The sequence below is a fragment of the Candidatus Clostridium radicumherbarum genome (assembly GCF_045310525.1).
GTDB classification, from domain to species: domain Bacteria; phylum Bacillota; class Clostridia; order Clostridiales; family Clostridiaceae; genus Clostridium_AT; species Clostridium_AT radicumherbarum.
The window spans coordinates 723,927-736,253 of record NZ_JBJHZY010000001.1; the positions used below are offsets into that span (position 1 = coordinate 723,927).

11 protein-coding genes are annotated in these 12,327 nt (G+C 31.7%); 6 read left to right on the forward strand and 5 right to left on the reverse strand.

Annotation, left to right across the window (positions count from 1 at the left end):
• The first annotated feature begins 1 nt into the window (after position 1).
• Genes addA through pepT form a run of 3 tightly spaced genes read left to right on the forward strand, consistent with a single transcriptional unit; the run spans position 2 to position 6,028 of the window.
• The gene (gene addA / locus ACJDUH_RS03455) at positions 2–3,784 is read left to right on the forward strand and encodes a helicase-exonuclease AddAB subunit AddA (protein ID WP_406763757.1); all 3,783 of its coding nucleotides are present in this window, start codon (positions 2–4) and stop codon (positions 3,782–3,784) included.
• A 45-nt stretch (positions 3,785–3,829) separates the two neighbouring features.
• Entirely contained in the window at positions 3,830–4,780 is a 951-nt protein-coding gene (locus tag ACJDUH_RS03460) for a 3'-5' exoribonuclease YhaM family protein (protein WP_406763758.1), read from the forward strand.
• 30 nt (positions 4,781–4,810) lie between these two features.
• A complete protein-coding gene (gene pepT / locus ACJDUH_RS03465) occupies positions 4,811–6,028 on the forward strand; it encodes a peptidase T (protein ID WP_406763759.1) in 1,218 nt (405 codons plus the stop codon).
• Between the two features lie 32 nt (positions 6,029–6,060).
• Here pepT and ACJDUH_RS03470 read toward each other — a convergent pair whose 3' ends face one another.
• The 4 genes from ACJDUH_RS03470 to ACJDUH_RS03485 form a co-directional block, all read right to left on the reverse strand.
• Positions 6,061–6,354, reverse strand: a complete 294-nt coding sequence (locus ACJDUH_RS03470) for a DUF7489 domain-containing protein (RefSeq protein WP_406763760.1) — start codon at positions 6,352–6,354, stop codon at positions 6,061–6,063.
• A gap of 166 nt (positions 6,355–6,520) precedes the next feature.
• Complete coding sequence (gene rbr / locus ACJDUH_RS03475) at positions 6,521–7,108, reverse strand: rubrerythrin (RefSeq protein WP_406763761.1); 588 nt, start codon at positions 7,106–7,108, stop codon at positions 6,521–6,523.
• Positions 7,109–7,181: 73 nt separating this feature from the next.
• Positions 7,182–7,847, reverse strand: a complete 666-nt coding sequence (locus tag ACJDUH_RS03480) for an adenylate kinase (RefSeq protein ID WP_406763762.1) — start codon at positions 7,845–7,847, stop codon at positions 7,182–7,184.
• 95 nt (positions 7,848–7,942) lie between these two features.
• Positions 7,943–9,301, reverse strand: coding sequence for an MATE family efflux transporter (locus ACJDUH_RS03485; protein ID WP_406763763.1), 1,359 nt, complete (start codon positions 9,299–9,301; stop codon positions 7,943–7,945).
• 263 nt (positions 9,302–9,564) lie between these two features.
• Between ACJDUH_RS03485 and ACJDUH_RS03490 the strand changes: the two genes are divergently transcribed.
• Complete coding sequence (locus ACJDUH_RS03490) at positions 9,565–10,287, forward strand: polysaccharide deacetylase family protein (RefSeq protein WP_406763764.1); 723 nt, start codon at positions 9,565–9,567, stop codon at positions 10,285–10,287.
• Positions 10,288–10,322: 35 nt separating this feature from the next.
• Here ACJDUH_RS03490 and ACJDUH_RS03495 read toward each other — a convergent pair whose 3' ends face one another.
• Positions 10,323–11,189, reverse strand: coding sequence for a radical SAM/SPASM domain-containing protein (locus ACJDUH_RS03495; protein ID WP_406763765.1), 867 nt, complete (start codon positions 11,187–11,189; stop codon positions 10,323–10,325).
• Positions 11,190–11,303: 114 nt separating this feature from the next.
• Here ACJDUH_RS03495 and ACJDUH_RS03500 point away from each other — a divergent pair, with 114 nt between their 5' ends.
• Together ACJDUH_RS03500 and ACJDUH_RS03505 are read left to right on the forward strand one after the other, a co-directional pair.
• Entirely contained in the window at positions 11,304–12,035 is a 732-nt protein-coding gene (locus ACJDUH_RS03500) for a lysoplasmalogenase family protein (protein ID WP_406763766.1), read from the forward strand.
• A gap of 70 nt (positions 12,036–12,105) precedes the next feature.
• The gene (locus ACJDUH_RS03505) at positions 12,106–12,312 is read left to right on the forward strand and encodes a heavy-metal-associated domain-containing protein (RefSeq protein ID WP_406763767.1); all 207 of its coding nucleotides are present in this window, start codon (positions 12,106–12,108) and stop codon (positions 12,310–12,312) included.
• The last annotated feature ends 15 nt before the right edge of the window (positions 12,313–12,327 follow it).

Sequence of the window (12,327 nt, forward strand, 5' to 3'; positions counted from 1 at the left end):
AATGGGAGATACAAAGTGGACCAAGGAACAAGAACAGGCTATAATTACAAGAAATTGTAACCTCCTAGTTGCTGCGGCTGCAGGCTCAGGTAAAACTGCTGTTTTAGTGGAAAGAATTATAAGAATAATTACTTCTTTGGAAAGACCCGTGGATATTGATAAGCTTTTGGTAGTTACCTTCACTAATGCTGCAGCAGCTGAAATGAGAGAAAGAATAGGAGAAGCAATTAGTAAGGCAATAGATAATAATCCAAATTCAAGTGCTCTCCAAAGGCAGCTTATATTATTAAATAAAGCAAACATTACTACTATGCATTCCTTCTGCTTAAATATTATTAAAAACAACTTTCATAATATAGATTTAGATCCAAACTTTCGAATAGCAGATGGAACAGAAGAAATACTCTTAAAAGGTGAAACCCTGCAGGAGCTTTTTGAAGAATGCTACGAGGAAAGCGAAAATAGTGAAAATAAGGAATTTCTTGATTTAGTAGAAAGCTATGGCGGCGGAAGAGATGATATAAAGCTTCAAGAATTAATATTAAACCTTTATGAGTTTGTTATTAGCAGCCCATGGCCAGAGAACTGGCTTAAAGGTATGTGGTCAGAATTTATGGTAAGTGAGGATTTTGATTTTGGAAGATCAAAATGGGGACAAGTAATTATAGAAAGCATAAAAATTGAGCTGAATGGAATTGCAGCTCTTATTAATAAGTGTATTAATACTCTACATGGAGTTTATGGATTAGAACCCTATGAAGAAACCTTAAGAGAGGATTTGCAGCTTATTTTGAAATTGCTTTCTGCATGTGACAGTACATGGAATAACCTCTATGAAGAGTTTAAAAATAATAAATTTACAACTATTGGAAAACTAAATAAAAAATTAGATTATGATAAGGAGCTCTCTGAAAACATTAAAGCCATTAGGGATAGCAAGATTAAGAAGAGACTAACTGCATTAAGAGACGATATATGTAGATTTAAGCCAGAGCAAATAAGAGAGAATTTAATCAACCTCCATCCATTAATGAAGGAATTGGGAGAGCTTGTAATTAAGTTCATGGATAAATACAAATTTAAAAAGAGAGAGAGAGGCATCCTGGATTTTAGTGACTTAGAGCATTTTGCTTTAAGTATATTAACTGAGGTTAATGATAATGGTGAAAGAATCCCCTCAGAGACTGCAGTGAAGCTTAGAGACAATTTTGATGAAGTATTAGTAGATGAATATCAAGACAGCAATATGGTACAAGAAGTAATAATAAATATGGTATCAAAAAAGTATTCAGAAAGCCCAAATGTGTTTATGGTAGGAGATATAAAGCAGAGCATTTATAGATTTAGGCAGGCTGAACCTAAGCTTTTTTTAGGCAAATACGAAAGCTATTCCTTAAATGAAGGCTCTATGGAAAGGCTAATTAAGCTTTTTAAAAATTTTAGAAGCCGCAGCGAAATTATAAATGGCGTAAATTATATCTTTAAATGTGTGATGTCTAAAGTTGTAGGTGAGCTTGAGTATAACGAAGATGAGGCGCTTAACTTAGGTGCTAGCTATAAGCTGCCAGAGAATGAAGATACTATTGTTGGAGGCCCTTTAGAGCTTCATTTAATTGAAAAAGTTGAAGCAAAGCAAGATGATGATGAAGAAGACGAGGCTTACGAAGGTGAGTTTTCAAAGGATGATGCTCAGGAGGAGAATATAGATAATATTCAGCTAGAAGCCAGGGTTACAGCTAGGCGTATAAAGGAATTAATGGAAGCTAAAAATGGAAAAACATTTAAGGTTTTCGATAAAAACATTGCTTCTTACAGAAACTTGGAATATAGGGACATTGTAATTCTTATGAGAGCAACCAAAGAATATGCCCCTGTTTTTGTGCAGGAACTTGGAAATCAGGGTATACCAGTATATGCGGACGCTGGTGGAGGTTATTTCGAAACTATTGAAATCAAAACTATAATGTCGCTGCTTCAAATAATTGATAATCCATTACAGGATATACCCATTCTGGCGGTACTTAGATCCCCAATTTTTTCTTTTACTCCTGAAGAATTAATAGACATCAGGTTAGTAGACAAGAAAATACCTTATTACGAGGCTATTAAATTATGCAGTGAGAGTACTGAAAATTTAGAAATGAAAACAAAGCTTTTATCTTTTTTAAATTCTTTTAAAATATGGAGAGAAAAATCCCTGCATATGCCCATAGATGAGCTTATTTGGTATTTATGCAGTAATACAGGTTATTTTGCTTATGCAGGAGCCATGCCTCAAGGAGCTCAGAGACAGGCAAACTTAAGAATTTTATTTGAAAGAGCAAGGCAGTTTGAACAAACAAGTTACAAGGGACTCTTTAATTTTGTAAACTTTATTAACAGGCTTAAAAGCAGCAGTGGGGATATGGGCAGTGCAAAAATATTAGGAGAAAATGAAAATGTTGTTCGAATAATGAGTATTCATAAGAGCAAGGGACTTGAATTTCCGGTAGTTATACTTTCAGGAACAGGAAAAAACTTTAATCTCATGGACCTTAACAAGAATATTTTATTTCATGAAAGTCTAGGCATAGGACCAGAATATGTTGATGCTGTACGAAGAATATCTTATCCTACTATGCTTAAGCTTGCCTTAAAGAGAAAAATTAAGTTAGAAACCCTTTCAGAAGAAATGCGTATTTTATACGTTGCCTTTACAAGGGCAAAAGAAAAGCTAATTATAACTGGAACAGTAAAAGATATAAAGGAAAGCTGCAAGAAATGGTGTGAAGCTATTGAAGATGAAGATGAAAAGATCCCCGAGTATTCAATATTTAAAGGGAAAAATTATCTAGATTGGATTGGACCAGCTGTTGCAAAGCATGTAGATGGTGAGTTAATAAGGAATATTTCAGATATAGGGGCCTTTAGTGAAGATAATATAAATGCTGATGCATCAAATTGGTTTGTAAAAACCTGGACTAAAAAAGATGTTATTCTAGAAGAAAGTGATTTAACTTATAGTAATATAGATGTTAATTTATTTGAAAAGTTCAGTAAAGATAGTAAGGAAAGTAAATTAAAAGAGGAAGTAGAAAGAAGGCTAAGCTGGAAGTATTTACAGAAAGAGGCTTCTAAAATACCTGCCAAATTAACTGTAACAGAGCTTAAAAGATCTCAAAATCAACTGTTTTCAGATGAAAATACTGCAAATATATTTACTACAAGACTTTTAAAGAAGCCCATGTTCTTAGAAGAAACAAAAGGTCTTTCTGGTGCAGAAAAAGGAACTATTATGCATTTTGTAATGCAGCATTTAGATTTTAAGAGAGTTAATTCTTATGAGGATGTAAAAGAGCAGCTTTTAGAAATGGTTCAAAAGGAACTATTAACAAAAGAACATGCCATGTCAGTAAGTGTGAAAAAGATTACTAGCTTTTTCAGTTCAGAAATAGGAAAGAGAATGCTTGCGCTTAAAAATATGGAAAAGAACATAAAAAGAGAAACTCCATTCTTAATGAAGCTTAAGGCTTCTGAGGTTATGGAGAATATACCACAAGAAGTTTACGAGGATGAAGTTATTATTTTACAGGGAGTTATTGATGTTTACTTTTTGGAAGAGGATGGTATAGTATTATTAGACTATAAAACTGATTTTGCAACTGAAGAAAACATGATGGATATAAAAAATAGATATGAGAGTCAGCTCCATTACTACACTGAAGCACTTGAAAGAATGACGGGACTTCCTGTAAAAGAAAAATATATTTATCTTTTCAGCAATGGAGGGATAATACAATATTAGTTGATAAGGGAAATATTAATAAAATAATTAATTAAGGAGAGATAAATGGAATTTAAGAAGATTAATGAAATTAATGCGGGCGAAAAGATAGAGGGTTTTTTTCTACTAAAATCAATAGATCTTAAAACTTCTTCTAATAATAAAAAGTACTTAGATTTAAACTTATGCGACAAAACAGGTGAGATGAATGCAAAACTATGGGAATACGAAGAAGGGGACGAAACAAAGTTTTCTTCAAGCAGCCTTGTAAAGGTTAGAGGCAGCGTAAGCCTTTGGAATAATACTCTTCAGTTAAAAATAGAAAAAATGAGGGAGAGCAATAATCAAGATAATGTTAATTTAGAAGATTTCGTACCTGTGGCACCGCTTCAAGCGGATTTTATGTATGATGAAATACTTAAATATGCTAACAATATGACAAATATATCTATTAAAAATATAGTTATAGCAATATTACAGGAAAAACAAAGCAAGCTGATGCACTATCCAGCAGCTAAAAAAAATCATCATGCGATTAAATCAGGACTTTTATTTCATGTGCTTACAATGCTTCATGCTGGGGAAAAGCTTTGTGAGATATATTCCTTTTTAAATAGGGATTTACTTTATGCCGGTATAATGCTTCATGACATAGCTAAGCTTGAAGAAATGGAAGCTAACGAGCTTGGCATAGTTAGTGAATATACTGTAGAAGGACAGCTCTTAGGACATATTACCCAGGGAATAAAAAAGATAGAACTTGTAGCTGAGGCTGTAGGAGCAGATAAAGAGTCTACAATGCTATTACAGCATATGATATTATCTCATCATTATGAACCAGAATATGGAAGTCCTGTAAAACCTATGTTTCCTGAAGCAGAACTTCTTCATCATCTTGACATAATAGATGCTAGGATGTATGATATGAAAAGGGTTACAGGTGAAGTGGAAGCTGGGAGCTTCTCAGAGAAGGTATATTCACTTGATAACAGAAAGATATATAAACCTTCAATTTAACAAAATTTTTATCTTAAAGGAGGACAAAATATGTCTAGTGTAGTTGAAAGATTAATAAAATACGTAAAGTTTGACACAAAGGCAGATGAAAATTCAAGCACTGTACCAAGTACAGCTGGTCAATTAGTACTAGCAAAGGAGCTTGGTAAAGAATTAGGGGAACTAGGGTTAATTGATATATCCGTTGATTCAAATGGTTATGTTATGGCAACTCTGCCAGCTAATACTGATAAAAAGGTTCCTGTTATGGGTTTCTTAGCACATATGGACACAAGTCCAGATATGAGCGGAACAAATGTTAATCCAAAGTTTATTGAAAATTATGATGGAAAAGATATAAAACTTAATGATGAGGTAACCCTTTCTACAGAAGATTTTCCAGAACTTAAAGATTACATAGGAGAAACTTTAATAACAACAGATGGTACTACTCTTCTTGGAGCTGACGATAAGGCAGGAATAGCAGAGATACTTACAGCAGTTGAATATCTTGTAAATCATCCAGAAGTACCTCATGGAACTATTAAAATAGGCTTTACACCTGATGAAGAAGTAGGACGTGGACCAGATCACTTTGATGTTGAAAAATTCAATGCTGATTTTGCCTATACAATGGATGGTGGAGCAGTTGGTGAACTTGAATATGAAAACTTCAATGCTGCTGCAGCAAAGGTTACTATAAGCGGAAGAAATGTTCATCCTGGTTATGCAAAAAATAAGATGGTTAATTCAATGCTTATAGCAAATGAATTTATTTCTATGATGCCAGAAGATGAAACACCACAGGCAACTGAAGGCTACGAGGGCTTTTATCATCTAAATAATATGGAAGGTAATGTAGAAAAATCAGTACTAAACTATATTATTAGAGATTTTGACATGGATTCTTTTGAAAATAGAAAAAAGTTTATTAAAGATGCAGCTGAGAAATTAAACAAGAAATATGGCAGCAGAGTTACTATTGAAATAAGAGATCAGTACAGAAACATGAAAGAAAAAATAGAGCCTGTTAAATATGTAGTTGACAATGCCATAAAAGCTATGGAAGCAGTTAACGTTAAGCCGCTTGTTAGACCAATAAGAGGAGGAACTGACGGAGCTCAACTTTCATTTAAGGGACTTCCTACTCCTAATATTTTCGCAGGTGGACTAAATTTCCATGGTAAGTACGAATATGTTCCTGTATCTTCAATGGAAAAGGCCGTTGAAGTAATATTGAAGCTAGTAGAATTAAATGTAAATAGGTAAAAATAAAGGAGCGTTTAAGACGCTCCTTTGTATTAAATAAATTTTGATGGATAATAATTCCCTTTTTCTTTAGTAACCCTGTCACCAACATTAATATTTACATAAACGGTTTCATCAACGTCAAATGTCAATTTCTCACCATCATCCTTAGTTACATAGAGGATATAAACGCTGCTGTGATAGCCTTTGTAGAAATAATCTGAGATTGCTTTATTTTCTATGGTTCCGGCCCAAGTGCAATTTTTCTTTCGAAGCTCTGTGTAATAAGTTAAAAATGTGAAAAATACCACTAAAATAAGAATTAATAAGAAACTAAAAGAATGCATTTAGATACCCCCTTCTTTATATTTTTAGTACTGTTAATGGGGTAAACTCATAAGTTTTTATATGATTGACAGCTTTCCCATACATTAATTATAACATAACGTTGTTTAATAATGTAACTTAATATTTAAAGTATAGTAAATATTAGATTTCAAGTAAAATTTACTGTTATGGAATATAATCGTAAGCTATTTGAAACCAGCCTTGTGGATATTTACAAGCTGGACATACTTTAGGGGCTTCAAGACCTTCAAATATAAAACCGCAGTTCATGCATTTCCAATATTGATTATTATTCTTTTTATACAATGCACCATTCTTTAAAGCATTCATAAGATCTAAATATCTTTTTTCGTGCCAGGTTTCTATTGCTACTATTTTATTTAATGCAAATTCAATATCAGCAAAACCTTCTTCTTTAGCGATAGTAGAAAATTGAGGGTACAAGGTGCCCCATTCTGCTTTTTCTCCTTCTGCTGCATATTGAAGGTTTTGCTCCGTATTTCCTAGTCCAATAGGGTAATCTGCATCAACCTTGATGTCGGTTTTGCCCAATCCTTGAGTTAAGAAATCAAAGAAAATTTTAGCATGTGCTCTTTCTTCATCTGCTGTTTCTCTAAATATTTCTGCTATATATTGATGTCCTTCATCTTCTGCAACCTTGGCATATATGGTATACCTATTTCTTGCTTGTGATTCACCAGCGAAAGCCTTTGATAGGTTTTCTGCTGTTTTAGTACCCTGTAAACTTCTCATATTTCACGCCTCCCAAAATATTATTCAACGAATAATATTATTAACAATATTTACATGAAATATGTATTATTATTTAAGCTCCTTTTTTAGATGTATTACTTGCCAACAAATTATTAACCACCTTGAAAACACTATCAATGGCAAGAGTGCCATCAATTGCTGTTAAAAGGTTTTTGTCTCTATAAAAATCTATTAGAGGCATAGTTTCTCTTTCGTAAAGTTCTAATCTATTACTAATTGTCTCCTCAGTATCATCCGCTCTTTGAATTAGCGCACTGCCGCAGTTGTCGCAGATATTATTAATATGAGGTGGATTAAGGTTAATATGATAACAAGCACCGCAGCCTGAGCAGATACGTCTGCCGGTTCCCCTTTCAATAATTACCTCTTTAGGTACTTCAAACAAAATAACATTATCAATTGATTTGTTATCTGATTCTAGTAATTTCTGAAAGGCTTCAGCCTGCTTTAAAGTTCGAGGAAACCCATCTAATAAATAGCATTTTCTGCAATCTATTTCCATTAGTCTGTCATAAACAATTCTTAGGGTTAGCTCATCTGGCACCAGCATGCCCCTATCCATATATGACTTAGCCTCCATTCCAAGTGAGGTGTTTTCTCTTATGTTTTTTCTAAAAATATCCCCAGTTGAAATATGGGGAATATTGAATTTTTCAGATAAAAGCTTTGCCTGAGTTCCTTTTCCTGCTCCAGGTGGCCCAATTAGTATAACTCTCATAGAAAAAACCTCCATTTAATATATGATATTTGATAATTGTGCTACACTATATAATTTATTTTATATAATATTATATGAAAAATCAATATATTAATCTACAAATTTTGTAAATTGCAATTTAATTTTTTAAATCTCTTTTCAAACATTAAAAACATTAAAAGACCATCTATACACCATTGAAGGTTTGTTATCCACCAAACATAAACAACTGGTAATTTATTAAGATATATAAAATAAAACATTAGCGGCAGTCTGATAAACCAGCTAGTGATAAAGGATATATAAAATGGCGACTTTGTATCACCTGACCCTTTCATGGCAGCAGCAAATATAAGTGATAAACCTATAAAAGGCTGCTCTACTGCAGCTACCCTTAAACACTGTGTACCATAAATAACTACTTTCGTTTGAGTTTTCCCCACAAAAAAGCTTATTAAAAATTCAGGAATAACTAAATAGGAAATAGAACAAATAATCATTGAAATGGCACCAAAAACAGCACATAAATAAGCATATTTTTTTGCTGTTTTATATTTTCTTTCTCCCACCTTGATGCCCACCAGGGTGGTTGCTGCTACAGAAAAACCATAACCAAGCATAAAGGATATATTTTCAACTGTGGTAGCAAGTTGATTTGAAGCAAAGGCTACTGTGCCATTATGCATTATTATAAAAAGAGATAATAGTCTGCTGATGTTAAAGGAGGCATCTTCTAAAGAGGTGGGGATGCATAAGGCTAAAAACTCTTTTAATTTATGTATTGAAATAAATAGCATATATTTTATTCTAATTTTAATTTTGGATTTTTGAATAATGTATGTAAGTAAAAATAAAAAACCGAAGACTTGAGCATAATTATAAGCAATACCTGAACCTATTATGCCAAGTTCCCTAAAGCCAAGTCTTCCAAAGATAAAAAGCCAATCAAAAGACAAATTTATTATCAGTACAATAAGTGCAGTATATAGAGGTATTATAGTATTTCCATAACCTCTTAATATGCCGCTTAAAATACCAGAAAGCATTTTAAAAAATAACCCTACACTAATAACTCTAATATAAATATTTCCTAAGGCAATTACATCAGAATTTGCACCTGCGAAATTTAATATACTTAAGCTAAACTTAAATAACATAAAACTCACTATAATAGAAACAAAAAAGCCTAAGCAAAAACCTATGGCTGCATATTCTTCGGCGGCCTTAATGTTTCTTTCTCCAAGCATTCTTGCAATAAAAGAAGTTACAGCTACTGCTATGCCTACATCTATAATTATACCGCTAATAGAATAAATAATTTCTGAACTTAAACCAACTGTGCTAACGGCTATGTGACCACCATATATAGAAACCATTGCTGTGTCTAACAATAATATAACCATATAAAGAAGCATTTCAGCGATAACAGGCAAAGAAATAGAAAATACTTCATTAATTTCTTTATTATTAAGCATATTCACCTCATTTAAAGGGTTTTAATTGTGAAACTTAACTTATTAATGCCATAAAATAGGCATCTTTAAGCCTTTTTAGGACATGTATAAGTTATTAGTTGAACTTAAAACCCTATAACCTTGCTTAAGTTTATTTTATGCTTTAATTATTAAACAAAGAATATATAAAAAATAAAAATTATTTTTTAGGGTAACCTATAAAAATAGTAAAAATTAATATACATTATATTTATTAGTATTAAGGAACTGAGGTGAATACTTAAATGAGAAAACATAAGAAGATCTTAATATCCTTAGGAGTTCTGCTTTTATGTTCACTAGAAACAGCTAAAGTAAAAGCAGAGGAGATATATAAAATTAATGAAGAAGAAAAAAGTATCTATCTTACCTTTGATGACGGACCTAGTTTCATTGTTACTAATAAGATTTTAGATATCTTAAAGGAAAAAGGAGTTAAGGCTACATTTTTTGTAGTTGGAAGCAAAATACAAGGCAGAGAAGATATTTTAAAAAGAATAGACACCGAAGGACATTCTATTGGGCTGCATACTTTTACTCATGTATATAAAAAAATATACTCAAGTCATGATAACTTTATAAATGAAATGGATGAAACTCAAAAAGAAGTAAACAGGGTTTTAGGCTATAGCCCAAAAGCAATAAGATTTCCTACAGGAAGCAAGCCGCATTTAAACAGTGTACTTTTAGAAAAGCTTCATAATAAAAATTATAAGATATATGATTGGAATGCATGTCTTTCAGATGGAATAAATTATAATACTCCAACTGATAGATTAGTAAGAGAGGCACATAATATTGTAGGTAAAGGGAATTCTAGAATATTTCTGCTGCTGCATTGTGATCAGACAAATAAGAATACGGCAAAAGCACTGCCATTTATTATAGATTATTATAAGGATTTAGGTTATCAATTTAAAACTATTACAGAAGATACTTCTGAATATTACTTTAGATTTAAGAAATGAGCCCTAGGTTATCCTAAGGCTTCTTTTGATATAAGTTAATTATTAAATCTCCTTCTATAATCACAATTCTTACACAAATCTTCAATTACATGCCTATTAGAAAAACTCTCATATAAAGCTGCTGCTCTGGAACCTTCTATAATATCCTTAAAACTTGTAATGTGAATATTGCCTAAGTTTATAACCCCTTCACCATCAAGGCAGCAAGGTATAACTGTTCCATCTACAAGTATTGCTGTTTGATCTCTAAGGCCATAGCAGAAGCCAGTAGTGTCGCTTCTAACTAAATCCTTTTGAGGCCAATTAAACCTAGAAGCTGCATTTAAATATACATTTTCTAAGAGCTTAACTCCTCTGCTTTCCATAAGCTTTTCCTCAATTTTATAATTCAAATCAAAAGCTGTTTCAATTATATTAAGAATATGTCTGTTCTTTTCAAGGCTCTTAATATCTTCATCTAAATTCCATAATCTATAGGAGACTATAATGTTATTCTTAACAGCCTCCAAGGTAAAGGATATAATAGAGTTAAGATAACTTTCTAATGTAAAATCTGTTTCATTTGCGTCAAAGCTATGAAGAGAAAAGTTTATTTGTCTTAGGGCTTTCTTATTAATTATTTTACATATAACTTTATCAATTAAAGTCCCATTTGTAGTTAGATTTACCTTAAACCCGTAGGCCTCTGATATTTCAAGAAATTCATCTATTTTAGGATGCAAAAGAGGCTCTCCTTTTACATGTAAATAAATAAAATCTGAATAGGGTTTAATGTCAATTAATATTTTCTCAAAGGTTTCAAGGCTCATAAACTCTGGTTTTCTCTTAGTTACTGGACAAAAATCACAGCTTAAGTTGCATACATTTGTAATTTCTATATAAATTTTCTTAAACTTCTTCATGCTTATCTCCTTAAGGCTTATACTTATATATATGGTAGTATTATAGCAGAGAATAATTAATAAAGGAAAGGAATACAATTACAAAAGAATCTAAATTGTTTAGGTGGCGCAATTATGGTTAGAGTAAGTAAAAAACTCTCAGTGAGAATATTAATAGCTATACAAATATTTATTTTTCTAATATTTCTATATACTGATATTCATTTAATAAATAGGAATAATCAAATTTCTGTAAAATTAAAATTTATTACAATCTTACTTTGTTTTATAATTACGCTATTAATTGGGAAGGATTCTTATAACAAAAGAGATAGATTTCTTGTACAACTAGCTAGATTTTTTACAGTTATAGCAGATTATTTTCTTTTAATAAAAGAGGATTTTAAATTAGGTATTATATGCTTTTGCATTGTGCAAATAACATACATAATAAGACATAGCTTAATGGAAAAGAAGGTATATAAAAACCTATTTTTTCTAATCTTCTTTTTATTAATTTCTATATTTACTTTAGCTGTAATTAATATTAATAACTTTGACAGAAAACTTTTAGCTTTAGGTCTTATATATGCAGTTTTTCTTCTTACTAGCGTTTACTGCGGCGTTAGTACCTTAAAAAGAGGAAAGTTTCCTAAAGAAGGAGCTTTACTAATTTCTATTGGAATAATATTATTTCTTTTTTGTGATATAAATGTAGGATTATTTAATATAGTTGGCTATATAGGATTAGCTAAATACGAAAAATTAACTGGCTTTTTTATCTGGTTTTTTTACTTCCCTTCCCAGCTGCTTCTATCCCTTAGCGGCTTTAAAATACAATTTCTAAAAGCTTTATTTAAAGATTAGATTTAAGGCAGGGATAAAAAAACTATTTTCTTTCAATACTATTATAGTATAAAAAGAAAGGGGATATGTCATGAAAACTGTTCATTATAATATTTCAGGAATGGCAAGCCGTAAAAATAAGGCGCAGGTTTTAAATGCCTTAGATAAAATAAAAGGCGTTCAAGAAGTAGCTGTAGATGTGGCAAGAGGTACTATCGAAGTTCAATATAATGAGCCAGCAGATCCAGCTGCCATAATGGGATGTATTGAAAATACAGGGTTTAAAATTCAGCAGTAAAAAAATGAGACAAAA